The 22,313-nt window shown below is 71.3% G+C and carries 28 protein-coding genes; 13 read left to right on the forward strand and 15 right to left on the reverse strand.

Annotation, left to right across the window (positions count from 1 at the left end; genetic code table 11):
• Positions 1-16: 16 nt before the first annotated feature.
• From DA085_RS21545 to DA085_RS21295, 3 genes are all read right to left on the reverse strand, one after another.
• Positions 17-148, reverse strand: a complete 132-nt coding sequence (locus DA085_RS21545; protein WP_237565342.1) for a putative transporter small subunit — start codon at positions 146-148, stop codon at positions 17-19.
• Positions 145-1,869 carry a sodium:solute symporter family protein gene (locus DA085_RS06455; RefSeq protein WP_109472146.1) on the reverse strand — a complete coding sequence of 575 codons (1,725 nt, stop codon included), beginning with the start codon at positions 1,867-1,869 and terminating at the stop codon, positions 145-147. Before DA085_RS06455 ends, DA085_RS21545 begins: the two co-directional genes overlap by 4 nt.
• 445 nt (positions 1,870-2,314) lie before the next feature.
• The gene (locus DA085_RS21295; protein ID WP_202619129.1) at positions 2,315-3,130 is read right to left on the reverse strand and encodes a hypothetical protein; all 816 of its coding nucleotides are present in this window, start codon (positions 3,128-3,130) and stop codon (positions 2,315-2,317) included.
• Between the two features lie 172 nt (positions 3,131-3,302).
• On the opposite strand from DA085_RS21295, the gene ychF reads away from it, so the two are divergent.
• The 5 genes from ychF (at position 3,303) to DA085_RS06485 (ending at position 6,001) form a co-directional block, all read left to right on the forward strand.
• Complete coding sequence (gene ychF / locus DA085_RS06465; RefSeq protein ID WP_109472147.1) at positions 3,303-4,388, forward strand: redox-regulated ATPase YchF; 1,086 nt, start codon at positions 3,303-3,305, stop codon at positions 4,386-4,388.
• Positions 4,389-4,421: 33 nt separating this feature from the next.
• A complete protein-coding gene (locus tag DA085_RS06470) occupies positions 4,422-4,703 on the forward strand; it encodes a type II toxin-antitoxin system RelE/ParE family toxin (protein WP_109472148.1) in 282 nt (93 codons plus the stop codon).
• A complete protein-coding gene (locus DA085_RS06475; RefSeq protein WP_109472149.1) occupies positions 4,690-4,992 on the forward strand; it encodes a HigA family addiction module antitoxin in 303 nt (100 codons plus the stop codon). Before DA085_RS06470 ends, DA085_RS06475 begins: the two co-directional genes overlap by 14 nt.
• A gap of 40 nt (positions 4,993-5,032) precedes the next feature.
• Positions 5,033-5,455 carry a GNAT family N-acetyltransferase gene (locus tag DA085_RS06480; RefSeq protein WP_154402120.1) on the forward strand — a complete coding sequence of 141 codons (423 nt, stop codon included), beginning with the start codon at positions 5,033-5,035 and terminating at the stop codon, positions 5,453-5,455.
• 138 nt (positions 5,456-5,593) lie between these two features.
• The gene (locus DA085_RS06485) at positions 5,594-6,001 is read left to right on the forward strand and encodes a hypothetical protein (RefSeq protein WP_109472151.1); all 408 of its coding nucleotides are present in this window, start codon (positions 5,594-5,596) and stop codon (positions 5,999-6,001) included.
• A 119-nt stretch (positions 6,002-6,120) separates the two neighbouring features.
• On the opposite strand, the gene DA085_RS06490 is transcribed toward DA085_RS06485, so the two are convergent.
• From DA085_RS06490 to DA085_RS06500, 3 genes are all read right to left on the reverse strand, one after another.
• The gene (locus DA085_RS06490; RefSeq protein ID WP_109472152.1) at positions 6,121-6,753 is read right to left on the reverse strand and encodes a hypothetical protein; all 633 of its coding nucleotides are present in this window, start codon (positions 6,751-6,753) and stop codon (positions 6,121-6,123) included.
• A 238-nt stretch (positions 6,754-6,991) separates the two neighbouring features.
• Positions 6,992-7,810 (reverse strand): VOC family protein, encoded by an 819-nt coding sequence (locus DA085_RS06495; RefSeq protein ID WP_109472153.1) that lies wholly within the window; start codon positions 7,808-7,810, stop codon positions 6,992-6,994.
• Positions 7,811-7,867: 57 nt separating this feature from the next.
• Entirely contained in the window at positions 7,868-8,371 is a 504-nt protein-coding gene (locus tag DA085_RS06500; protein ID WP_109472154.1) for a carboxymuconolactone decarboxylase family protein, read from the reverse strand.
• A 116-nt stretch (positions 8,372-8,487) separates the two neighbouring features.
• Here DA085_RS06500 and DA085_RS06505 point away from each other — a divergent pair, with 116 nt between their 5' ends.
• On the forward strand, positions 8,488-8,970 hold the full coding sequence (locus DA085_RS06505) for a MarR family winged helix-turn-helix transcriptional regulator (RefSeq protein WP_109472155.1): 483 nt from the start codon (positions 8,488-8,490) through the stop codon (positions 8,968-8,970).
• A 31-nt stretch (positions 8,971-9,001) separates the two neighbouring features.
• Here DA085_RS06505 and DA085_RS06510 read toward each other — a convergent pair whose 3' ends face one another.
• Positions 9,002-9,613, reverse strand: a complete 612-nt coding sequence (locus DA085_RS06510) for a CGNR zinc finger domain-containing protein (RefSeq protein ID WP_109472156.1) — start codon at positions 9,611-9,613, stop codon at positions 9,002-9,004.
• A 161-nt stretch (positions 9,614-9,774) separates the two neighbouring features.
• Here DA085_RS06510 and DA085_RS06515 point away from each other — a divergent pair, with 161 nt between their 5' ends.
• Both DA085_RS06515 and DA085_RS06520 read left to right on the forward strand, forming a co-directional pair.
• Positions 9,775-10,737, forward strand: coding sequence for a TIGR03885 family FMN-dependent LLM class oxidoreductase (locus DA085_RS06515; protein ID WP_109472157.1), 963 nt, complete (start codon positions 9,775-9,777; stop codon positions 10,735-10,737).
• Between the two features lie 7 nt (positions 10,738-10,744).
• Positions 10,745-12,418, forward strand: a complete 1,674-nt coding sequence (locus DA085_RS06520) for an alpha-amylase family protein (protein WP_109472158.1) — start codon at positions 10,745-10,747, stop codon at positions 12,416-12,418.
• A gap of 47 nt (positions 12,419-12,465) precedes the next feature.
• On the opposite strand, the gene DA085_RS06525 is transcribed toward DA085_RS06520, so the two are convergent.
• Positions 12,466-13,065: a GNAT family N-acetyltransferase gene (locus DA085_RS06525; protein WP_109472159.1), complete on the reverse strand. Its 600-nt coding sequence runs from the start codon at positions 13,063-13,065 to the stop codon at positions 12,466-12,468.
• A 57-nt stretch (positions 13,066-13,122) separates the two neighbouring features.
• On the opposite strand from DA085_RS06525, the gene DA085_RS06530 reads away from it, so the two are divergent.
• Both DA085_RS06530 and cobU read left to right on the forward strand, forming a co-directional pair.
• Positions 13,123-13,713 carry a 2'-5' RNA ligase family protein gene (locus tag DA085_RS06530; protein ID WP_202619130.1) on the forward strand — a complete coding sequence of 197 codons (591 nt, stop codon included), beginning with the start codon at positions 13,123-13,125 and terminating at the stop codon, positions 13,711-13,713.
• Positions 13,710-14,237, forward strand: a complete 528-nt coding sequence (cobU, locus tag DA085_RS06535; protein ID WP_109472160.1) for a bifunctional adenosylcobinamide kinase/adenosylcobinamide-phosphate guanylyltransferase — start codon at positions 13,710-13,712, stop codon at positions 14,235-14,237. The genes DA085_RS06530 and cobU overlap by 4 nt, the downstream gene beginning before the upstream one ends.
• Before the next feature lie 29 nt (positions 14,238-14,266).
• On the opposite strand, the gene DA085_RS06540 is transcribed toward cobU, so the two are convergent.
• Genes DA085_RS06540 through DA085_RS06550 form a run of 3 tightly spaced genes read right to left on the reverse strand, consistent with a single transcriptional unit; the run spans position 14,267 to position 16,766 of the window.
• On the reverse strand, positions 14,267-15,025 hold the full coding sequence (locus DA085_RS06540) for an adenosylcobinamide-GDP ribazoletransferase (protein WP_237565343.1): 759 nt from the start codon (positions 15,023-15,025) through the stop codon (positions 14,267-14,269).
• A complete protein-coding gene (gene cobT / locus DA085_RS06545; RefSeq protein ID WP_237565344.1) occupies positions 15,022-16,119 on the reverse strand; it encodes a nicotinate-nucleotide--dimethylbenzimidazole phosphoribosyltransferase in 1,098 nt (365 codons plus the stop codon). Before cobT ends, DA085_RS06540 begins: the two co-directional genes overlap by 4 nt.
• A 56-nt stretch (positions 16,120-16,175) precedes the next feature.
• Complete coding sequence (locus tag DA085_RS06550) at positions 16,176-16,766, reverse strand: mycothiol transferase (protein ID WP_109472161.1); 591 nt, start codon at positions 16,764-16,766, stop codon at positions 16,176-16,178.
• Positions 16,767-16,864: 98 nt separating this feature from the next.
• On the opposite strand from DA085_RS06550, the gene DA085_RS06555 reads away from it, so the two are divergent.
• A complete protein-coding gene (locus tag DA085_RS06555; RefSeq protein ID WP_109472162.1) occupies positions 16,865-17,869 on the forward strand; it encodes a helix-turn-helix transcriptional regulator in 1,005 nt (334 codons plus the stop codon).
• Positions 17,870-17,984: 115 nt separating this feature from the next.
• On the opposite strand, the gene DA085_RS06560 is transcribed toward DA085_RS06555, so the two are convergent.
• Complete coding sequence (locus DA085_RS06560; RefSeq protein WP_202619131.1) at positions 17,985-19,214, reverse strand: RNA polymerase sigma factor; 1,230 nt, start codon at positions 19,212-19,214, stop codon at positions 17,985-17,987.
• Positions 19,215-19,300: 86 nt separating this feature from the next.
• A complete protein-coding gene (locus DA085_RS06565; RefSeq protein ID WP_109472163.1) occupies positions 19,301-19,690 on the reverse strand; it encodes a YciI family protein in 390 nt (129 codons plus the stop codon).
• Positions 19,691-19,821: 131 nt separating this feature from the next.
• Here DA085_RS06565 and DA085_RS06570 point away from each other — a divergent pair, with 131 nt between their 5' ends.
• Positions 19,822-20,232, forward strand: coding sequence for a VOC family protein (locus tag DA085_RS06570; RefSeq protein ID WP_109472164.1), 411 nt, complete (start codon positions 19,822-19,824; stop codon positions 20,230-20,232).
• A 27-nt stretch (positions 20,233-20,259) separates the two neighbouring features.
• Here DA085_RS06570 and DA085_RS06575 read toward each other — a convergent pair whose 3' ends face one another.
• Positions 20,260-20,493 (reverse strand): hypothetical protein, encoded by a 234-nt coding sequence (locus DA085_RS06575; protein ID WP_109472165.1) that lies wholly within the window; start codon positions 20,491-20,493, stop codon positions 20,260-20,262.
• 90 nt (positions 20,494-20,583) lie between these two features.
• Between DA085_RS06575 and DA085_RS06580 the strand changes: the two genes are divergently transcribed.
• Positions 20,584-21,477, forward strand: a complete 894-nt coding sequence (locus tag DA085_RS06580; RefSeq protein ID WP_109472166.1) for a universal stress protein — start codon at positions 20,584-20,586, stop codon at positions 21,475-21,477.
• A 6-nt stretch (positions 21,478-21,483) separates the two neighbouring features.
• On the opposite strand, the gene DA085_RS06585 is transcribed toward DA085_RS06580, so the two are convergent.
• Complete coding sequence (locus DA085_RS06585; protein WP_109472167.1) at positions 21,484-22,215, reverse strand: type 1 glutamine amidotransferase; 732 nt, start codon at positions 22,213-22,215, stop codon at positions 21,484-21,486.
• Positions 22,216-22,313 lie beyond the last annotated feature (98 nt).

The following is a 22,313-nucleotide window of genomic DNA, read 5'->3' on the forward strand; positions in this document are numbered from 1 at the left end:
CCTTGTGCCGGATCACTCAGACGAGGTCCTCGCCCCTGCGTCGGGCACTGCGCCACTCGCCGAAGAACGCCCGGCTGATCACGAAGAGCACAGCGGCCACGAGGACGGGCCACATCAGGACGTAGATGGTCAGGACGGTCGTGCTCATCGGAGGCTCCCTGCAGTCGTCGGGTCGAGGTCATCGCGGTCGTCGCGTGAGAGGGCGGCGCCGACGGGTGTCGGTGTCGCCTCTGCCGGCGTCTCGTCGAAGTCACCGGTGCGGCGCCGGATGAGGGCGAAGTCGAACGGCTCGGAGTTGCCGACCGACATCGCCCAGCACACGACGGTGCTCACCGCGTAGGCCACCAGCGAGGCCGAGAGGGTGGCGTACTCGTGGAGCGCGCCGATGGCGAAGGGCGCGGCCGCCAAGGAGGCCAGGAGCCCGACGACGCGCGCCACCCGCAGCCCGAAGAAGCCGAAGGACATCAGCCCCAGGACCACACCGACACCGACCACGGCAATGAGGTCGATCGCGATCGCGAGCAGACCCGTCATCGGGATCAGCTCGAACCGGACGGGGAGGAACAGGGCCAGCGCCGCGATGACGGCCGTGGTGAACGCCCGGTTGGTCACCTTGTTCCAGTAGAAGCTGGCGATCACCGGGAAGACCAGGGCACCCCACAGTGCACCGACGAAGACCAGCAGGTCCAGGATGTTGAGCTGGAGGCTCGCAAAAGCGACCGCGACGGCCGAGGCCAGCACCATGGTGGCGCGGCCCACGAGCAGCATCACCTTGGGGTTCGCCGCGTCCTTTCCTGCCACGTTCTGCCCGTAGATGTCGGCCATGGCGATCGAGGACAGGGCCGACAGGTCGGAGTCCGCGGTGGAGGAGAGCGCGCCGATGATCATGATGAAGAAGACGGCGATGAGCACCGGCGGGAGGTACTCCGAGGCCATCTGGGGCACCAGGTTGTTGACCTCGCCCCCCTCGGGGGTGATGCCGAGGTAGAGGGCCAGGACACCCAGCATGCCGACGCCGATGACCATCGCCCCGTAGCCGACGGTGGCGGTGATGAAGGTCGGCCTGATCAGGTCCTCGCGCACGGCGAACAGGCGCTGGGCGATGGTCTGGTTGCCGATCGCGTAGGCCAGCACGGCCGCGATGTAGGGCGCTCCCTGGTTCATGAACGCGTCGCTGGAGAAGAAGCTCTCCTGCTGGGCGGTGACGTGGATGGCACCGGTCTCGAAGGCAGCCGGGAACCCGGCGGCGAAGAAGATAACGGGCACCAGGACGGCGACGGCTCCGAGCATCGCCACGACCTGCACGAAGTCGGTGAGCACGGAGGCGCGGAAGCCCGACCACAGCGTGTACAGCAGCACGCCGGAGGCGACCATGAGGACGCCCTGGATGAAGGTGAAGGGGGACAGCATGCTGATCAGCACGCCGCCGGCGATGAAGTTGGACATCAGGCTGATCACGCTGCCCACGACGTTGGAGCCGGCGAGCATCAACTGGCTGGAGCGGCCGTGCCGCGCGCGCATCACCTCCGCCAGGGTGTGTGCCCGCGGGGCGACTGCGCGGATCCGTTTGCCGAAGGGGTAGATGAACAGGATCATCAGGGCGCCCCAGAGGCCGTAGTGGATGGGTCCGGAGATGCCGTATGTGTAGCCCGACGTGGCCGAGGCGTACATCGAGGAGGCCCAGATCCAGGTGGCCGTCATGCTCGCGGCGGAGATACCGAAGCCGACGTTGTTGCCGGCCGTCATGTAGTCGTCGGCGTTCTCCTCGCGCTTGCCGATCCGGGTGGAGATGTAGAAGGTGCCGCCGTAGAAGAGCAGCAGGAGGGCAACCACCGAGAGGGTGCCGAACTGGAACGTCGAGTCGTCCAAATGAATCAGTCCTTGGTCGTCGTGGTCGGGAACGAGCGGCCGTGCCCCAGGGCAGGGCTGAGCCACCGGATCGAGCGGTCACCACCTCGTCTCATCTCGTGCGCCGCGCAGCTGGCACAGCGGAACGCTGCGCACCGGTGGTGCGCAGCGTTCATCGTTCGCCCGGGTGGTGGCTGCCGATCGGCGCCAGCTCGTCCCGGCGTGGGCTCACCCGCTCAACCGCGGTCGGGCCGGATTCGGCCCCGGGTCGGGGATGTAGGACGCCATGACCGTAGCACGGGGCAGGGTCGGCCCCTCCCGGACCTCCCTGCGGGAGGGTCGGTCACCCGCGGGGGAGGAGACCTGGTGAGGGGGTATGCCGACGCCCCCGTCGGCATACTGCCTGACGGGGGCGCTGGGTCGGGTGGGGAGAGGTCGAGGGTCGGCGGGCCGCCCTCTCGCCGGGTCAGCTCCAGCTGACCGGGGCCTCCAGGTAGGCGTTCTCGCTGAAGCCGCCGTCGATCTCACGGACGCCGGTCCACACCGCACCGGTCACCTCCTGGCCCTCGGGTGCCAGTGCCACGTTGCACGTGGTGGCCGTCGCGCCGGTGACGAAGTCCTCGAAGTACTCGTTGGGGCACTCGGCGATGCCTGTGCTGATGACGATCAGGCCCTGGGCGGGGCTGCCGTCGTCGAGCACACCCTCGAAGCCGGGCTCAAGGTTCGTGCCGCCCTCGTCGCCCTCGGCGTAGAGCACCTCGTGCTCGGACATGATGAAGTACGGGGTCATCCCCTTGTACTCCTCCGTGTCCTCGAACAGCTCGAAGAACGAGGCGTCGCCCTTCACGATCTCGGTGACGGAGGACTCGACGTACCCGAAGGCGTAGTATTCCTCACCCTCCTCGCGCTCCTGGGTGTGCAGGACGGCCGGCTCGCCGAAGGCCAGCTCGGTGCCCGGCGCAGCCGTCTCGAAGTCCGCGGCCGCGCCACCCTCGGCGGGAGCCTCGGTCTCCGCGGCGGCATCGGCGCCGTCCTGGGTCTCCGCCGCGACGTCGTCGGCCGGGGCCCCGGTGACCTCGGTGCTCTCGGGCGCCTCCGTCTCGGCCGCCGCGTCGGCGGTCTCTTCGGTCTCCTCGGGGGTGTCCGCGACCTCCTCCTGGGCCGCGTCGGGGGCCGGAGTCTCCTCCTCGCCACCGCAGGCGGTGAGCAGGAGGGCTGCCGCGGCTGCCGCGCTGACCAGGCCGAGGCCACGGCGGGTGGTGTTCAGGTTCGTACGCTTCATGTCTGTGCTCCTCTGTGTCTCCCCCTGGCGGCGAGGGGGTCAACTCGAACCGCCATGGAAACCGACGGCGTGAGTGGGGTGCTGGTTCCGGCCCGAGGGAAACTTTGACGAACCTTGACCTTCCGGCCGCGCGGCCGGAGGGCCGGTCGCCGGCCGGTAGACTCCTGACCCCGTGGCACTCACTATCGGAATCGTTGGCCTGCCCAACGTCGGCAAGTCGACCCTCTTCAACGCCCTGACCAAGAACACGGTGCTCGCGGCGAACTACCCGTTCGCCACGATCGAGCCCAACATCGGGGTGGTGCCGCTGGCGGACCGCCGGCTCGACCGGCTCGCCGAGATCTTCGGCAGCGCCCGGATCCTGCCCGCGCCCGTCAGCTTCGTGGACATCGCCGGCATCGTGCGCGGTGCGTCCGAGGGCGAGGGGCTGGGCAACAAGTTCCTGGCCAACATCCGCGAGGCGGACGCGATCTGCCAGGTGGTCCGCGCCTTCGTGGACGACGACGTGGTCCACGTCGACGGGCGGGTCAGCCCCAAGGACGACATCGAGACGATCAACACCGAGCTGGTCCTGGCCGACCTGCAGACGCTCGAGTCCGCCGTCCCGCGGCTCGAGAAGGAGGTCAAGGGCAAGAAGACCGACAAGGCCGTGCTCGACACCGCCCTGGCCGCGCAGAAGGTCCTGGAGCAGGGGGACACCCTCTTTGCGAAGGGGGCCGCGGCCGGTGTCGACATGGACCTGGCGCGGGGCCTGGGACTGCTAACCACCAAGCCGTTCCTGTATGTCTTCAACCTCGACGAGGAGGGGCTCACCGACACCGCGCTGCACGATGAGCTGGCGGCCCTGGTGGCCCCCGCCGAGGCGATCTACCTCAACGCCAAGCTCGAGGCGGACCTCGCCGAGCTCGATGAGGACGAGGCCGCCGAGCTGCTCGAGTCGGTGGGCGTCTCCGAGCCCGGCATGGTGCAGCTGGCCCGGGTCGGCTTCCAGAACCTCGGCCTGCAGACCTACCTGACCGCAGGGCCCAAGGAGACCCGGGCCTGGACGATCCGCAACGGCTGGACCGCTCCCCAGGCGGCGGGCGTGATCCACACCGACTTCCAGCGGGGCTTCATCAAGGCCGAGGTGGTCTCCTTCGAGGACCTGGACGCGGCCGGCTCCATGGCTGACGCCCGGGCCGCTGGCAAGGTCCGGATCGAGGGCAAGGACTACGTGATGGCCGACGGTGACGTGGTGGAGTTCCGGTTTAACGTCTAGCGTTATTGACGCTCTGCGTTATACGCTGGTCGCGTGATCAGATCGTTCGGGAGCAAGGACACCGAACGGCTGTGGCGTCGTGAGCGTGTGCCATCCATCGATCCTCGGATCCAGCGGGTAGCGCTGCGCAAGCTTCGTCAGGTGGGATCCGCGATCGCGTTGAGTGACTTGCGGACGCCACCGGGAAATCGTCTCGAGGCGCTGAAGGGCGATCGAGTCGGACAGCACGGCAGCAGGATCAACGACCAGTGGCGGATCTGTTTCGTGTGGACGGACGCCGGACCGGAGGAGGTGGAGATCGTTGACTACCATTGACAAGATCGCGCCGATCCACCCGGGCGAGGTCCTCATGGAGGACTTCATCGAGGGATTCGGGATCACTCAGAACAAGCTCGCCGTGTCGATCGGAGTGCCGCCGCGACGCATCAACGAGATCGTGCACGGCAAGCGGGGGATCACGGCGGACACGGCGTTGCGGCTTGCGAAGTACTTCGGCACGTCGGCGGAGTTTTGGATCAGTCTGCAGAGCCACTACGAGCTGGATCGCGCGGAGGATCGCGCAGGCAAGCAGATCGACGCGATCACGCCACTGGGTGCCGCGTGATCTCGACTGCGTGCCGAACTGTTTCGAGACGGGGAGCCGTGTGAGCGATTTCGTGGCTTATGAGCCGAGCGCGCGTTCGGTGATTTCTCAAGGGGCGGTCGGAATCAGGGCAGCGAAGCCGGATGATGTTCGTGGCCTGGCGGCTGTGATGTCTTCTCGCGGCGGCACGGTCGAGGAACATCTCGATGCTGCCGGTCAGTTGATCGAGCGGCTTCCGGTCCTCCTGATGGCCGAGAAGGATGGTGTCGCCGTCGGCTGGTGCGGTATCCAGGCTGTTCTGCGCGTGACCGCGGATTCCGTGCCAGGAGAGCCAGTCCTCAGCGTGATCAACGCCCGGAATCCCGCGTCGATCGACTTGCACACCGGCCTGGGGTTCGTCGAAGTCGCTCGAGCGGCGACCTTCGCCGGAATCGCTTTCACGGGCGGTGAGGGAGTCCTGCTGAGCGTCTCTGACCCCAGTTGATCAGATGGCCTTTTGTGCCGGAATGCGGTGGAGTTCCGGTTCAACGTCTGACAATCGCTGTGGCGGAAGGGCGGTAAGCCAGTGGACTCCCGCCAGACAGAGGGATCTCAACTGCGTCCTGGTGCAAAATATTGGGCGATGCTCGCCGCAGTGGCGATGCTGGCGGTCGGCGGGTGCGCGATGTATCTCTCCTGGGGCGTGTGGGGCGTCTTCGTGGCCTGCAGCGCCCTGACGCTGGTGGCCTCGAGTGCTCCGGCGTTGGTTCTCCTGCCTCGGTCCGCGGTCACCGGCACTCTGGTCCTCCGCGTGGCGTCGTGCGCCTTGTGGCTCATGCTCATCGGGTGGGGACTGGTCGCGCTGCTGACCCCCGAGCACGCGATCGGGTGGTGGCTACCGGGCAGAGGCACCAGCGGCCTTCAAGTGGAGGATGAGTCCGACGCACACCTGGCGGGTTGGGCCCTGCTCGGCCTCGGGGCCTTCTCCGCCGTGACCACGATCGCGGTCGGAATCCTCCCGCTCCTGCGCGAAGCGCGAGCGAGCCGCTAGATTTCGCGTGATCCCCCTGCCTGGCGCGCCGCGTGCCAAGGTGCGAGTAGTCGTCGAGCGATCTCGTGCCTATGAGCCAATCGCGCCGGAGGCTCCTGAGGCGGCGCCTGCCACGACCGCTACGTCTCCTTCGATTTCCACTCGACGTCGACCGGGATGCGTCGGCGTTCGAACTGAGAGATGACCGACTCATGAAGTGGCATGTAGTCGACGGCAGGGTAATGAACGACCTTGACCTTCAGTTCCGGCACACCGTCCTTCGTGACAATCCTCGGGATACCCAGGTGCTCCTTGAGGTGGAGCACGAAGGCACGATTCAGGTCAGCCCGATCCCAACTGATCTGAAGTGGTGCCCGGTTGTAGTACGTGATGCTGGTGACGTGAGAAATGCCTTCCCAGGGGATCTCGTAGCCTCCCTGCACCGTGATCCCCTGCGAAGATAACTCCAGGTCGATCGCGTCATCGCCCTTGCGCGCAGCGCCCGCCAGGCCAGTGGTCATTCCGATGCAGCCGAAGATGATGCTGATCCCCCCAAGCGTCGTCGGCATCCCGCTGAGAACGATCTGCGAAAGATAGCTCGACGTGTGGGGAAGGTCATTGAGGATCAGGTACAGGCCCGGCCCGAGCATGGCAAAGCCGAACAGGAGGTTGCTGAGGCTCCTGTCTATCCTCGGCCAGTAGTGGGAGCTGGAGACGGTGAACCCGTGGGCGACGCGATCGCGCGATCTTGGATGCCTCAAGGCGTTGTGCACTCACTTCCTCTTGACATGACTGCTCTTCGGGGCTCGAACCTGGAGCGCTGTTTTCGTTGTCGTCCCACAGCTCTATGCCCATCCTCGCAGTCGCGCTTTCAGTGGCGGGCCGCCGACGACCCCACTCCTGCTCATCGTTGCAGCCGGCGTCACGCCTGTGTGACCCGTGACGTCCCCCGACGTGTCGGCCAGTGCCTCGAGCTTGTCCGGTCGTGCGTGAGCGCGTACCGCTTCCGGCTCACCATCCGCAGAGTGCGGTCGCGGTGGATCGTGGCTCAGCGCGGGTCGCCGGTGATGATCCAGAGGTGGCCGAAGGGGTCGCGCACACGTCCTCCCTCTTGCCGTACGGGCGGTTCTCGATGGGGACGACGACCTCTCCGCCCCCGTCGGCCATCCTCGCGGCCACATCATCCTGGTCCGCGCACTCGATCTCGACGAGCACGGGCGCACCGCCGAGTTCGTCGGGCGCGATCCAGCCCCACTCCGCCACGGCTGGGGACACCGTGAAGCTGAACCCGTCGAGGCGGTGGATCACCGCGACCGGGAGTCCGTCGGGGTCGGTGGCGCGGAGGATCTGCTCGGCACCCAGGGCCTCCTGGTAGTAGGCAGACGCCAGGTCTGGATCCGGCACGATCAACCGGGGCGAGACGCGTGTGACGCGTGTGCGGTCGCTCCGTGGACCGCCATGGTGGGCGAGCACGTTGATGGTCGTCCCGCCCGGATCCTCCACGAAGAACCGCCGGACACCCCAGGGCTCGTCAGTGAGCGGGTAGACCACACGCAGACCGCGACCGAGCGCGGCGGCGTGCGCCGTGTCGACGGCCTCTGGCCGGCCCAGGTCGATCCCGAAGGACGGCTGCGGGTGCTCGAACCCGACCGGTGGGACGAGGACCTGGGCGGTGCGGTTGGCCGGAGAGGTCAGCCCGAGCACCGGTCGTTCCATCGACAGGGTCAGGCCGAGCACCTCGGTGTAGAACGCCCGTGAGGCGTCCACGTCCTGTCCGGGTGCGTAGCAGATCGTCCGGATCGGGCGGGCAACGTCGTTCGCTTCAGGCATCGGTGTCTCCTATCGGCGCTCGGGTGCACCCCGACGGTTGCGGGGCGTGGGTGCCGCTCAGGCACCCACCAGGCGGTTCGCGAGGGTCGACATCGTGTAGATGCCGACGGTGAACACGATGTCGAGGGCGTGTTCACGGGTGAAGCCGGCGGCGAGAAAGCTGCGCACCGCGGGGTCCGGCAGGTCCCCTGAGGTCCCCAGGAGCCGCTCGGTGAAGAGTCGCGCTTCCTCGAGGGCCGGATCGCTCAGGGCGGTGCGGTTCGTGAGGGCCTCGAGATGTGCCGATCCACCGAGGGACGCCAGCGTGGCGCCGTGGATGCGCAGGCAGATCCCGCAACCGTTCCGCGCCGCGACGGTGAGGATGACGACCTCGCGGGCGAGCGGCGGGAGGCTCGTCCGCTCCACGGCAGCAGACCCGGCGAGGAAGCCCGTCAGCAGGGCCGGGGACTCGGCTTGCAGCGCCACGGCGCGGGGCACGGCACCGAACTTCTTGGCCACCTGTTGCATCGCCGGCACCGAAGCGGCCGGCGCGGTCTCCAGGGTGTGTGGTGTGAAGGTCATGACAGGGACTCCCGTCCTCGGGTGTCGGCAGGGGCACGCGGCCACGAGTAGACAATGACATTGTCTATACTCGGCACCGTACAAGTCGCGGAGCGGGTTGGTCAAGGAGGTTGTCTATGGTGGACGGGCGCGACACACCGGGCCGTCCGGCCTATGAGCTGGCGCTCCTCCTTCTGGGGGCCTTCGAGCGGCTGACCGACGGGGTCCACGCACGACTCGCCCAGGAGGGTCACCCGGGCGTGACCTCCACGCACGGTTTCGCGATGCAGGCCGTCGGCTCGGGGGCGACCACCAGGGACGTCGCTGCGACGTTGGGCGTCTCCAAGCAGGCGGCGGCGAAGACGGTGGAGCGGCTGATCGACATGGGATACCTCGAAGCGCACGTCGACCCCAGGGACGCGCGTGCGCGCATCCTCACGCACACCGATCGCGGCCGCGACATGCTGCGACGCAGCGAACACGCCTTCGAGGTCCTCCGGTCGACCTGGGCGGGCCTGATCGGGCCGGACAACCTGACGGCGCTGGAGGACTCTCTGGCCCTGCTGAACGAGCACGAGCTCGGGCCGTCGCGTGAGGGCGGTGTTCTCGGGGCTGGCTGACCGTCGCTGGGCCTGCTCGGCAACCGTCGCGCTAGGGAGCAGCCGTCTCTCGTCGCTTCACGGGCAGCGTCTCGTGCTGCCTGCGTGCATAGGCCCGGGCAGCCCGCACGCGGTCGCCGCACCGCGTGGAGCACCAGTGGCGACGCGCGTGGGTGCGGAGCAGGAAGCGGTCACACGGCGCGGCCCCGCACAGCGCGAGCAGGGACCGTTCCTCGCCGGCGAGGAGGCCGGCGGCGTCATCGGAGATCCGCGCCATGGCGTGCTCGACCAGTTGCGTCACCGGGTGCTGTGCCGACCGGAAGAATCCGGTGTCGTCGTGCTGGAGCGGCAGCGCGCTCGGAACCCGGGTGAGGGCCCGGTTGACCGCATCGAGGGCCTCCGGTGGCGGTGGCTCCGCGTGGACATCAGCCGTGAAGAGGGCGCGAAGGGTCTGCCTCAGGCCGGTGAGCTGTTGCTGACAGTAGGTCAGGAGCTCCGTGTCCCCGGGCACGAGATCGTGTCCGACCAGCCAGGCCGTGGCGTTCTCGGGGCTGGTCAGGCCGTCCCACAGGCCTCCGCCCGGCAGGGTGATGACGCTGTTCGCCAGGGCGAGGCTGACGTGGGCATCGGCGCCCGGCGCGGGCGGCAGTGGCTCCTTCAGCATGGGTCTCACGGTACACGACGTTGCTTGACGTGAGGTCTGCTGTTGTCGCCTCGCCAGTCAGCCGGGACGGCCGGACGCAGCAGTCGTATGCGGACGGGCCGGGTCAGCCGCCCCCCTCGCCTGCCCTTGCGGTGACCGGCCCGGTGGGCTGGACTGGGCAGATGGCTCGCCTCGGTTTCCACGCCTCCCACGAGCAGATCCCTCCGCGGCAGCTGCTCGCGGACGTCCGGCATGCCGAGCACGCCGGGTTCCCGATGGCGATGTGCTCCGACCACGTGGCCCCCTGGAGCAGGCGGCAGGGGCACTCCGGCAACACGTGGACCTGGCTGGGGGCCGCCCTGGCGACCACGGAGTTCCCGATCGGCACCCTGGCCATCCCCGGCCACCGCTACCACCCGGCCGTCCTGGCCCACCAGCTGGCGACGCTGGCGCAGATGTTCCCCGGCCGGGTGTGGGCTGCTCTCGGCAGCGGGGAGGCCCTGAACGAGCACATCACGGGACAGCCCTGGCCGGCCAAGGGGCAGCGGGTCAGTCACCTGGAGGACGCAGTCGGGGTGATGCGCAGCCTCCTCACCGGTGACGAGGTGAGCCAGGACGGTGCCGTGACGGTGGACCGGGCCCGACTCTGGGACCGGCCCCACGACCCGCCGCCGCTCCTGGCCGCCGCCATCTCCCCGGAGTCCGCCGCCCGGGCCGCGGCCTGGGCCGACGGGCTGATCACCGTCGTCCAACCGGCGGGCGTCCTGCGGGAGGTCGTGTCGGCATACCGCGACGGCGGAGGCCGGGGTCCGCTGGCCCTGCAGGTCCACCTCTCCTGGGCCCCGACCCACCAGGAGGCCGAGGAGATCGCCTGGGACCAGTGGCGCAGCAACGTCTTCCCGGCCCAGGTGGCGGCCGACACCGAGACGACCGCGGAGTTCGACGCACTGGCGGAGTCGGTGACCCTCGAGCAGGTACACGAGAGCGTGCGCGTCTCCGAGGACCTCGGCCGGCACCGCGAGTGGATCGCGGAGTACGCCGACCTGGGCTTCGGGGACATCTACCTGCACCACGTCGGACAGGACCAGCTCACCTTCATCGAGACCTTCGCCGAGCAGGTGCTGCCGATGTTCGAGGACGACTGAGACGCGCATGCGGATCACCGACACCAGCGACCTGTGGTGGAAGAGCGCGGTCATCTACTGCCTCGACGTCGAGACCTACTCCGACTCGGACGGTGACGGGACCGGTGACCTCGCGGGGCTCGCACAGCGGATCGACTACCTGGCCCGCCTCGGCGTGAACTGCATCTGGCTGATGCCCTTCTTCCCCACGCCGGACCGGGACGATGGTTACGACGTCACCGACTTCTACGGCGTGGACGACCGGCTGGGCAACCACGGGCAGCTCGTCGAGGTCATCCGCACCGCCCACGACCGGGGTCTGCGCGTCATCATCGACCTGGTCGTCAACCACACCTCTGACCGCCACCCGTGGTTCCGCGCCGCCCGGCGCAGCAGGGACAACCCCTACCGGGACTACTACGTGTGGCGGGACACCGAGCCACCCGACACCTCCGGCCAGGTGATCTTTCCCGACCGCGAGGACTCCATCTGGACCCTCGACGAGCGGACCGGTGAGTGGTACCTGCACCACTTCTACAAGCACCAGCCCGACCTCAACACCGCCAACCCTGCGGTCCGCGACGAGATCCTGCGGGTGATCGGCTTCTGGCTCGAGCTGGGGATCGACGGCTTCCGGGTCGACGCGGTCCCGTTCTTCCTCCAGGACCTGGAGCGGGCCTCCGGCGACCTGCCCGCCGACCCGCACGACCTGCTCCGACAGATCCGCGCCTTCCTGACGCGCCGGAAGGGCTCGGCGGTCCTGCTCGGCGAGGTCAACCTGCCCTATGCCGAGCAGGTGGACTACTTCGGCGGGGAGGACGGCGACGAGCTGCAGATGCAGTTCGACTTCATCGGTATGCAGGCCACGTACCTCTCCCTGGCCCGCGGCGACGCGCGTCCTCTGGTCAAGGCCCTGCAGGAACGACCCACCCTGCACCGCACCTCCCAGTGGGTCTCCTTCCTGCGCAACCACGACGAGCTCACCCTGGACAAGCTGAGCGAGCAGGAGCGGCAGGAGGTCTTCGCCGCCTTCGGCCCGGAGGAGTCGATGCAGCTCTACGGGCGGGGGCTGAAACGCCGGCTCCCACCCATGCTCGAGGGGGACCCGAGGCGGGTCCGGATGGCCTACAGCCTGATGTTCTCCCTGCCCGGGACGCCCACGATCTACTACGGCGAGGAGATCGGCATGGGGGAGGACCTCGCCGCCGAGGGCCGGATGGCCGTGCGGACCCCGATGCAGTGGAGCGACGGACCGAACGGAGGCTTCTCCTCGGCACCCACGCGCCGGCTCATCCAGCGCACGGTGCCCGACGGCTACGCGCCGGAGCACGTCAACGTCTCGGCCCAGGTGCGCGACCCGGACTCGTTCTGGTCGTTCATGCGCGTGCTCATCGCCGCCCAGCGCGAGTGCCCCGAGATCGGCTGGGCCGAGGAGCTCCACGTGCTCGAACAACCGCACCACCAGGTGCTCGCGCACTGCTGCCAGGTCGCGGACACAGCCGTCGTCGCCGCCCACAACCTTGCGGCAGAGCCCGTGGTCCTCGACGTGCAGGTCCCCGAGGTGGTGCCGGACCAGGTCGTGCTCGACCTGTTCTCCCACGAGCTGCACGACACCGAGGACGGTCGGCTCCACCTCAGTCTCGAGGGATACGGCTACCGGTGGTTCCGGGTCGGGGCCGCCCAGCGGCTCTCCGTGCCGTGACCCGGTGGCTGACGGGATGCTGACGTGCTCACCGGGCGGTCCGTCAGTCAGAAGGTGAGACGCACCACCGCACGTCGCTGGGTCGGGCGGCTGACCTCGGTGAAGCCCGCCTCCAGGTAGCTGCCGACGGTGCCGACGTGGATCTCCTCGGCGATGGCTGCCGTCGTCGTCATCGGATAGGCCTCGAGCGCCGTGGCACCCCGGGCCCTCGCGTGGTCGACGGCCGCCCGGATCAGCGCCTTGCTGATGCCGCGCTTGCGGAACCGGGCACGCGCGAGGACACAGGTGATGGCCCACACCGACGCGTCGCCGCGGTCCTCGTCGCGCCCGGCCCAGGGCACCGGGCTGTGCCGCAGACCGGGGAACTCCGGGCGCGGCTCGACGGCGCACCACCCGACCGGCTCGCCCTCGAGGTAGGCGACCAGCCCGCTCGTGGTGGTGGATCCAGGATCGCCACAGTCCGTCTGCTCCCGCAGCCGCGACGCCCGCTCCTCGACCGGCTGGGTGGCGAAGGCCTCGCGCGGCCGCAGCTTGTAGCGCTGGCACTGGCACCGCGCCGCCTGGCCCCGGGCGCCGAAGACCGCCTGCAGGTCCTCCCAGCTCGCCTCGTTGGCGGGCCGGATCTGGAGGTCGGACGCCTCGGGCACGTGCCCATCGTAGGGTCGGGTCAGGGGGAGCGCCGGGCGAACGACAGAATCGGCAGGGTGTCCACCCACCGCGCTGCCACCGACGCCTGGAGTGGGGACCACGTGGACCGTGGGCACACGGTCCTGGCGGTGCCCGTGCCGGAGCTGGATGACTTCGTGCGCCGCCGGACCGCGCACTACGACGCGGCCTACCTGTCGGCTGACCCGCACTTCGGTCAGGCCCACGTGACGGTGCTCGGCCCGTGGGTGCGCGAGCCCACGTCGGCAGACCTGGCGATCGTGGCCGGGATCGCCGCGGCGGCACGTCCGTTCACCTACCGACTGGCCCGCACGGGTGTCTTCCCCAACGGCATCATCCACCTGCTGCCCGAGCCCGCGGACCCCTTCGCGGCGCTCACCGCACGGGTGTGGGGCAGCTTCCCGGACCACGCACCTTACGCCGGGCAGTTCCCGGACGCCACGCCCCACGTGACCCTCGACGCCGTCGGCCCCGGTGTGGACGAGGCGGACGTCCGGGCACTGCTCGGCGACCTGGTCCCGGCGCACTGCCGTGCCGACCAGCTCCAGCTGCAGTGGTGGCAGGCTGGGCACTGCCACGTCCGGTGCACGTGGCCGCTCGGAGTGGCGACGACAGAAGGAGCAGTATGAGGGTCCTGGTCACCGGGGGCGTCCGCTCCGGCAAGTCCCACCACGCGGAGACCCTGCTGCGCCAGGAGGCGCGCGTCACCTATGTGGCGCCTGGCCCCGACGAGACCGAGGAGCCCGACCCGGACTGGGCGCGCCGGCTGGCGGCCCACCGGGAGCGCCGCCCGGCCACCTGGACGACCGTCGAGACGACCGACCTCGCGACCGCGCTCGCGGAGAGTGACGAGGCCGTCCTGGTGGACTGTCTCGGCACCTGGCTCACCCGGACGATCGACCGGCGTGCCCTGTGGGAGGCGCCGGTCGAGGAGGTGACGGCCGTGGTGCGCCACGAGGTCGCCGGCCTCGTGGCCGCCCTGGAGCGGTCGCAGCCGGTGGTCCTGGTGACCAACGAGGTCGGACTCGGCGTCGTGCCGGCCCACCGCTCCGGGCGGCTGTTCCGCGACCTGCTGGGAGAGGTCAACCGCGAGGTCGCGACGGCCTGCGAGGAGGTCCACCTGGTGGTCTCCGGGCGCGTGCTCGTGCTCTAGCCGGACCGGGTGGACGAGCGGCTCTGCCGTCAGGCGAGCCCGAGCAGCAGGATCGCCAGGCTCAGCTCGACGCAGGCACCGAGGACGTCACCGGTCACGCCACCCAGCCTCCGCACCGCCACCCGCAGCGCCACCGCGACCCCCAGCGCCGCGAGCACCGGCGCGAGAAGCCCACCGAGATGGAAGCCCGGCAGGAGCGCGACCGCCCAGACGAGACCTGCGGTGACCAGCCACGCGAGCCCAGACGCCACCGGGTGGACCGCGCCGGCCACCGCCGCGCCCAGCCCGTCGGGCCGCGCCGCCGGGACACCGCGCACGCAGGCGAGGGCCAGGCTGCTGCGCGAGGCCACGACGGCTGCGGCCGCCAGCAGCGGCCCCCACTCCTGAGCGGTGAGCGAGGCCAGCGCCACCACCTGGAGTCCCAGGACCACCACGAGGGCCACCACCCCGGAGGGACCTGCCGTGCCCGAGCGCATCACCTCCAGCGACCTGGCCCGGTCGGTGGAGGCGGTGAGCCCGTCCACCGTGTCGGAGAGGCCGTCGAGGTGCAGCATGCGGCTCGCCCACGCCAGCAGGGCCACGGCGAGCAGGCCCACCGCCAGCGGCGGGAGGTGGCCCTCCCGTCCCCACCAGACGAGCACCGCCACGCCGACCGCGACCGGCACGGCGGTGAGCGGGGCCGCGAGCATCGCCACGCCGGCCACGGACCGGTCGACGACCTCAGGGGGCCGCACCGGGATGCGCGTCAGCGTGCCGAGTGCCAGGCGCCAGCCGTCGCGCAGGCTCACCCGAGCTCCTCCAGCAGGGCCACGTCGCGGAGCAGGGCGACCGCGCTGTGGAGCAGGGGGACCGCGGCGACGGCACCGGAGCCCTCACCCAACCGCATACCCAGGTCCAGGAGAGGGGTCAGTCCCAGGGCCTCCAGGGCCAGTGACTGCGCCGGCTCGGGGGAGCGGTGCCCCGCCGCGAACCACGCGGCGGCGCCCGGGGCGATCCGCTCGGCGAACAGCCCGCAGGCGACTCCCATGAGGCCGTCCAGCAGCGCAGGGACACCCTCGCGGGCCGAGGTCACCAGAAACGCTGTCGCGGCGACGAGGTCCGCGCTGCCGAGGGCACGGAGGGTCTCCGCGGGGTCCGCGGACCGGGCCCCGACCCGGGCCAGGGCCTGGTCGACCACCTCGGACTTGTGCGCCAGGGCGATGTCGTCGACGCCGGTGCCGCGCCCCACGACCTCCGCAGCGGGCCGACCCAGCGCCGCTGCCACCAGGGCCGCCGCCGGCGTCGTGTTGCCGATGCCCATGTCACCGGTGAGCAGGAGGTCCGCGCCCGCGGCGATCTCCTCCCTGGCCACCGACTCACCCGCGGCCCACGCCGCGTCGAACTCCCCGGCCGTCAGGGCGTCGTCCAGGTGGATCGGCGCGCTGCCCTGCCGCACCTTGTGCCGCTGGAGCGCGGTGCGCACCCCGTCGTCGAGGTCGGTGAAGTCATCGCTGCAGCCCAGGTCCAGCACGCGGACGTGCACCCCGTGGGTCCGCGCGAGGGCGCTGACGCCGGCACGTCCGGCCAGGAAGGTGCGGACCATGGCGCCGGTGATCTCCGGGGGAAAGGCCGAGACGCCGTGCCGGGCCACACCGTGGTCCCCGGCGAGGATGACCAGGCGCACCGAGGCCAGCGGGGCGGGGGGCACGGATCCCTGGGCGGCGCTCAGCCAGACGGCCACCTCACCGAGCCGCCCGAGCGCGCCGGGAGGGGTGGCCAGGGCGGCCAGCCGCTGGGCGGCCTGCTCGCGGGCGGCGGCAGAGGGTGCGGTGACTCCGGTGATGACAGGCTCCTGGGGCGGTGTTGGCGGGGACGACCCAGCGTAGGGCGACGCCCGCACCACGCCGCATACCGCCCCCGGTGCCGCATACCGCCCCCGGTGCCGCATACCGCCCCCGGTCACGACACGGGACGCCACCCGGGCGGAGGGTTCTCACCCACCAGGCCGTCCACCGCCTCACGCAACAGGTCAGCGTGACCGGTGTGTCGTCCATACTCCTCGATGAGGTCACAGACCAGGCGGCGCAGGCTCGCGTGGTGGCCCGCCCCGTCGGACAGGGCGGTCGGCTGGTCGAGGCCCCCGTCGGCGATCGCGTCCCGGAGCCGCTGCCTGGCCCGGGCGACCTTGCCGTCATAGAGCGCGTAGAGCACCTCGGGCTCGTCGTCGGCCGCGGTGGTGAACTCCCACTCCGGCTCCGCGTCCCAGACCTCCGGGTCCCACGGTGGCCCGGGATCCACGTTGCTCAGCTTGAGGAAGAACGTCTGGTCCTCCACGAGCGCCAGGTGCTTGAGCAGCCCGCCGAGGGTCAGCGCAGAGGCCCCGACCCGCGTGGTGAGGCCGGCGTGGTCCAGCCCGTCCGCCTTCCAGCGGAAGGTCGTGCGCAGCCGCTCGAGCATCCCCAGCAGGTGCTCGAGCTCGCTGCCCGCCAGCGGTGGTTCCCAGGGGGTAGCAGCCTCGGCAGGAGCGGTGTCAGCGACGGGTTCGGTCATGGTGTGCCTCCTGTGCTCGGCGCCGACCGTGCGGCCAGCCCCCGTGGGCCGACCGTAGACTCGATCCCGGACGATCAACGGCAGGGACGGAGAGGTCAATGCGGTCCGAGGTCAGCCCCACCGCCCGCGCGCTGCTCACCCTGGAGCTGATCCAGGGGAGACCGGGCATCACCGCGGACCAGCTGGCCGACCGCCTCGGGGTCAGCTCGCGCGCCGCCCGGCGCTACGTGGCGATCCTGCGCGAGGCGGGCATCCCGATCGTGTCCACCAGCGGCCCGGCCGGTGGCTACAGCCCGGGGAGGGGGCTGCGGCTGCCGCCGGTGCTGTTCAGCCAGGACGAGGCGCTCGCCCTGGTCATGGCGGTGCTGGACGGTCACCACCCCGCCGCGGACCCCGCTGACCCCGTCGGCGCGGCCCTCGGCAAGATCCTGCGCGCCATGCCGGAGCGTGTGGCCGCGCAGGCGGAGTCCGTGCGCAGGACCGCGGCCGCGGCCCCCGACAGGACCGCCGCGCGCCCGGACCCGGAGACGACGGCCACGCTGGTGAGCGCCTGCGCGGACCGCCGGGTGGTCGAGCTCGCCTACCGCTCAGAGTCCGGCAACGAGTGGACCTCGCAGGTCGAGCCGTGGGCCCTCGTGGTGCGCTACGGACGCTGGTACCTGCTGTGCCGCGCCATCGAGCGCGACGCGGTGCGCACCTACCGGGTGGACCGGGTGCAGCGGGCCGGCCTGCGCCCGGACACCTTCGAGCCGCCGGCGGACCTCGACCCGGTGGCCGCCCTCGAGCGGCACCTCGGCGCGGGGTGGGAGTACCCCACCGAGGTCGTCATCGACGGGTCGCTGGACCTCTGTCAGCGGGTGCTCGGCCCGGTCGCGGGGGAGCTGACAGCCATCGACGCGACGACCACCCGGCTCACCGGCAGCACCAGCAACCCCCACGGGTATGCCGAGCGCCTGGTCTCCCTGCCCGTCCCCTTCCGCGTCGTGCGGGGACCGGAGCTGCGCGCCGTCGTGCGGGAGCTCGGTGAACGCCTCGTGGCGGCCGCGGAGCAGGCGGCGCCGCCACACGCACTGGCAGTTCGCGAGGCAGGGCGACAGGGCTGAGCACGACCACGGCCCGGCCGCCGACGAACTGCCAGTCCGTGTGGTGATCGGTCGGGCGCGGGGCCGGCACCGTGACCTCGAGCGCTGTCGGCGGGGGCGCGCGAGGGCCCGCGGGTCAGGTGAGACGCGCGAGCCTGGTGTTGAGATAGCGCTGCTCCGGGAGGCTCTGGGTCAGCGAGGCGGCGGCGCGGTAGGCCTCGACCGCCCCGGACACGTCGCCCGCGAGCTCTCGCAGGTGGGCCGCGGCCGCCAGCACCCGGTGGTTGCGTCGCTGCGCCGGGTCGTCCAGCAGGGGCTGGAGGCGCTGCAGGCCGGCCCGGGGGCCGTGCGCCATCCCGCTCGCGATCGCCAGGTTGAGGGTGACGGTCGGGGACGGGGCCTGCCGCTCGAGCATCCGGTAGAGCGCGCAGATCTGCAGCCAGTCCGTCTCCTCCCACGTGGCCGCCCCCGCGTGCACGGCGGCGATGGCCGCCTGGAGCTGGAACGGCCCGACCGGCCCGCGCGGCAGCACCCGCTCGACGAGGGTGGTGCCGCGACGGATCGCCAGCCGGTCCCACCGGGCCCGGTCCTGCTCGGCCAGCGGGACGAGGTCGCCGGTCGGCGAGAGACGGGCGGCCGCGCGGGCCCGGGTGAGGAGCACCAGCGCCAGGAGGCCGGTCGTCTCGTCGTCGTCCGGCAGGGCGCGGTGCAGGCGCTCGGTCAGGCGCACCGCCTCACGGGTCAGGTCGGTGTCACCGAGGTCGGTGCCGCCGTAGTGGCCCTCGTTGAACATCAGGTAGAGCGCGTGGCGCACGGCGTGCAGCCGGGCGGGCAGCTCCCGGGCCGGGACGGCGTCGAAGCGTGCGCCCGCCCGTTCCAGCGTCGCCTTGGCCCGGCTGATGCGCTGGGCCATCGTCGTCTCGGGCACCAGGAACCCCGCGGCGACCTGTGCGGTGCTGAGCCCGGCGACCGCCCGCAGCGTGAGCGCGACCTGCGACGGCGGCGTGAGGGCCGGGTGGCAGCACAGCAGGAGCAGGTGCAGCGTGTCGTCCCGACCGTTGCCGGCCGCCTCGTCGGCCCCGGGCGCCACGGCAGCGCCCGGGGTCAGTGAGTGGTCACGCAGCTCACGCTCCACCCGGGCGTTCTCGCTGCGCAGCCGGTCGATCATCCGCCGGGAGGCCACCCGCACCAGCCAGCCGCGCGGGTTGTCCGGGACGCCGTCCCGCGGCCACTGCTCGGCCGCCGCCAGCAGCGCCTCCTGCACCGCGTCCTCACACGCGCCGAGGTCTCCCGAACGGCGCAGCAGGGCAGCAAGGACCCGTGGGGCCTCCTCGCGCCACACGTCCTCCAGCCCTGACAACCTCACCTGTCCAGTCTCCTCGCCCGCAGGGCCGGTCCCCGCCCCCAGCGGCAGCGGCGGGGAGACCGGCCTGTCGGCATACCGGCTGCCGGTCAGACGTCCTCGCCGCCGGGCCACATGACCGGTCGCAGCTCGACGGTGTCGCCGGGACTGGCGAACTGCCGGGCGATCTCCTCCGCGCGGGAGCGGTCGGCCACGTCGATGAGGAAGTAGCCGGCGAAGTGCTCCTTGGACTCCGCATAGGGACCGTCGGAGGTGATCGGCCCGCCGTCCCAGCGGTAGATCGTGCTCGTGGCGGGATCGCCCAGCGCCTCGGCGGTGACCAGCTCGCCACGCTCGCTGAGCTCGGAGAGCAGCGCCTCGAACTCCGCGTTCATCTGGGCGCGCACCTCCGGTGACTGGGCCTGCAGCTCGGCGTTGAAGTCGCCGGTCGGGTGGCCCCACGGCTGCGGGTTGGAGTGGATCAGGATCACGAACTTCATGGTGCACCTCGTCGTCGTGGAGGGTGGCGGGTCCACCCTCTCACCGAGGACGTCGGAGCCGCGCGCCGATCCTCGACACCGTCGCGCAAACCGCTTGCCGCGGCACGGTCCGGAGCGTGAGGCTGGAGGCCATGACCTCCTTCATCTCGCACACGACGATCGACTGCACGGACGCCTACGCGCTGTCGACCTGGTGGCAGGGCGTGCTCGGCTACGTCGAGGACGCCGACGACCCGAACGAGCCCGGGCACGAGGAGTGCCCGATCTCCGACCCCGGGACCGGGCACACGCTGCTGTTCATCGAGGTGCCGGACCCGACGCCCGGTAAGAACAAGTTCCATCTGGACCTCCGGCCCCGCGACCTGACCCAGCAGGAGGAGGTCGACCGGCTCGTCGCCCACGGGGCCACCGTGACGACGGACCACCGCGGGCTCTACGGACCGGGCACCGGCTGGGTCACCCTGGCCGACCCCGAGGGCAACCTGTTCTGTGTCCTCAGGTCGCCGGCGGAGCGGGCCGCCGTCGCCGCCGAGCAGTCCTGAGTCCGCGGTCCGCGCGGCAGCGCCGAGTCAGCGACCGGCTGCGCGGTTGCGCGGGTGCTGGCGGGCGACCCGCTCGTTGCCGCGCCGGTAGTTGCCCGTGACCCGCGCCATGAGCAGCTGCTCGTCCCCGGCGCCCACGTCGTCGAGGAAGTCCGCCGCCCGCCGCCCCCGCAGGGTGGTCGCCAGCCGCCCCCGGTGCCAGATGCGGACCACCCCGGCCGGTGTGACGGCATACTCGAAGCCCTCTGGTGCCTGTCCCATCCGGCTACCCTGGCGCAGTCCGGCGCCCGGGCGCCACCGGATTGCGTGCGACATACTGGACCCACCAGCCCGGCACAACGGAGGAGACCGATGACCAAGGGATCTGTCGTCGTGGGCGTTGACGTGCCCGGCACGAGCGGGGACGCGGTCCGGTGGGCCGCGCACACCGCGGCGCTGCACGGGGTGCCCCTGAAGCTGGTGCACGCGGCCGACGAGGTCGCCGGGCTGCCCGGTGGTGTCGTGGACCCCGAGGACACGACGACCCGGGACGTGCTGCGGGACAACACCGAGGCCCTGTCCACGCTGCAGCAGGCGGTCGGCGAGGTGCGCGCGACCTTCCCGGACCTGCCGGTCGAGCCGGTCGAGGTCGTGGGCGACGCCGTCGAGGTGCTGCTGGCCCACCAGCAGGACGCGCTCCTGGTCGTGGGGACGGGCCACCGCAACGCGCTCTCCGAGCTCATCCTCGGGTCGACCTCCCTCGGCGTGGCGATGCACGCCACCAGCCCGGTGGCGGTCGTGCCGCCCGACGCCCGGCACGAGGGCGACCCCCACGGCCTGGTCGTCGTCGCCGTGGACGGCAGCGCCGACAGCGTCGTCGCGGCACGGGTCGCCTGCCACGAGGCCCGGGCGCGCGGCGCCAGGGTGCTGGCGGTCAACACCTGGGGGCTGGAGGTGGTGGGCGGCTTCGTGGTCACCGAGTCCGACCAGGAGGAGTTCGCGGCGCTGCAGGAGCGGCAGCGGCAGCAGGTCGAGCAGGCGCTGGCCTCCGCTCGCCGGGACTACCCCGAGGTCGAGATCGATGTCGACATCGTCCACGGCAAGGTGGTGCCCACGCTGCTGGACCGCTCGGCCACGGCCGACCTCCTCGTGCTGGGCAGCCGCGGCCTGGCCGGCTTCGCCGGCAAGCTGCTCGGCTCGGTGAGCCAGCGCGTGCTGCGCGGCTCCGCCTGTCCCGTGGTGATCGTCAAGGCGTCCGCGTCCTGACGTCCCTCAGGACTGGTGGGCGTCCTTGACGACCCGCGCCCAGCGTCTGGCCAGCGGCTCCCACGCCCTGCGCAGCGCCGAGGCGCTGCCCTCCACCGCGTCCGCCACGGCAAACACGTCGATCCCGTCGGGCCGGGCCTCCCGTGCCGACGGCTTGTCGGTGGTCCAGCTGCGGAAGATGGCTGGGGACGCCTCGGGGTGGAACTGCACGCCCCACGCCCGCGGGCCGAAGCGGGCGGCCTGGACCGAGCCGTCCGGGGAGAGCGCGAGCGTCGTGGCCCGTCGGGGGAGAGCCGTGGCGATGTCGTTGTTCCACTGGACCGCCTGCACGCCCGGCTCGAGCGCCGAGAAGAGCGGGTCGGTCGCTGCCTCCGGGGTCGGGGAGAACGGCGTCAGCCCACGCGAGTGCCCGTGGGGGTTGCGGGCCACGGTGCCGCCGAGGGCCACCGTCGCCAGCTGGTGCCCGAGGCAGATCCCGAGGAACGGGTCGCCGGCAGCGATCACGGTCGCAATCAGGGCGCGGGTGGGCGGCAGCCACCGGGTCGTCGCGTCGTCGCCGGCCCCCATCTCGCCGCCGAGGACGAGCAGACCCGCATGGTCGGTCAGCGACGCGGGGATCGCCCGCCCGCGGTGCGCCTCGAGGACATCGAGCTCGAGCCCGGCGGCGAGCAGCCAGTCCGCGAACCAGCCTGCGGGGCAGTTGTCCTCGTGTTGCACCACGAGCACGGTGGGCTTCATTGCCGCAATCTAACCCAGCAGTAGCCCAACGGGGCGTTGGTCGTCGCCTCCGGGCCACGGGTCGTCGCGTCGCCCTGTCGGTGGGCCCGCTCGGGCCG

Source organism: Ornithinimicrobium cavernae (assembly GCF_003121625.1).
Lineage (GTDB): Bacteria > Actinomycetota > Actinomycetes > Actinomycetales > Dermatophilaceae > Ornithinicoccus > Ornithinicoccus cavernae.

Bases quoted from the DNA above. Each gene is read 5' to 3' on its own strand.
- DA085_RS06515 (WP_109472157.1), top strand. From the start codon at position 9,775: ATGGCTCGCCTCGGTTTCCACGCCTCCCACGAGCAGATCCCTCCGCGG.
- DA085_RS06500 (WP_109472154.1), bottom strand. From the start codon at position 8,371: ATGACCTTCACACCACACACCCTGGAGACCGCGCCGGCCGCTTCGGTG.
- DA085_RS06580 (WP_109472166.1), top strand. From the start codon at position 20,584: ATGACCAAGGGATCTGTCGTCGTGGGCGTTGACGTGCCCGGCACGAGC.
- DA085_RS06565 (WP_109472163.1), bottom strand. From the start codon at position 19,690: ATGAAGTTCGTGATCCTGATCCACTCCAACCCGCAGCCGTGGGGCCAC.
- cobU (WP_109472160.1), top strand. From the start codon at position 13,710: ATGAGGGTCCTGGTCACCGGGGGCGTCCGCTCCGGCAAGTCCCACCAC.
- DA085_RS06575 (WP_109472165.1), bottom strand. From the start codon at position 20,493: ATGGGACAGGCACCAGAGGGCTTCGAGTATGCCGTCACACCGGCCGGG.
- DA085_RS06520 (WP_109472158.1), top strand. From the start codon at position 10,745: ATGCGGATCACCGACACCAGCGACCTGTGGTGGAAGAGCGCGGTCATC.
- DA085_RS06505 (WP_109472155.1), top strand. From the start codon at position 8,488: ATGGTGGACGGGCGCGACACACCGGGCCGTCCGGCCTATGAGCTGGCG.
- DA085_RS21545 (WP_237565342.1), bottom strand. From the start codon at position 148: ATGAGCACGACCGTCCTGACCATCTACGTCCTGATGTGGCCCGTCCTC.
- DA085_RS21295 (WP_202619129.1), bottom strand. From the start codon at position 3,130: ATGAAGCGTACGAACCTGAACACCACCCGCCGTGGCCTCGGCCTGGTC.
- DA085_RS06585 (WP_109472167.1), bottom strand. From the start codon at position 22,215: ATGAAGCCCACCGTGCTCGTGGTGCAACACGAGGACAACTGCCCCGCA.
- DA085_RS06495 (WP_109472153.1), bottom strand. From the start codon at position 7,810: ATGCCTGAAGCGAACGACGTTGCCCGCCCGATCCGGACGATCTGCTAC.
- DA085_RS06555 (WP_109472162.1), top strand. From the start codon at position 16,865: ATGCGGTCCGAGGTCAGCCCCACCGCCCGCGCGCTGCTCACCCTGGAG.
- DA085_RS06550 (WP_109472161.1), bottom strand. From the start codon at position 16,766: ATGACCGAACCCGTCGCTGACACCGCTCCTGCCGAGGCTGCTACCCCC.
- DA085_RS06570 (WP_109472164.1), top strand. From the start codon at position 19,822: ATGACCTCCTTCATCTCGCACACGACGATCGACTGCACGGACGCCTAC.
- DA085_RS06510 (WP_109472156.1), bottom strand. From the start codon at position 9,613: ATGCTGAAGGAGCCACTGCCGCCCGCGCCGGGCGCCGATGCCCACGTC.
- DA085_RS06485 (WP_109472151.1), top strand. From the start codon at position 5,594: ATGCTCGCCGCAGTGGCGATGCTGGCGGTCGGCGGGTGCGCGATGTAT.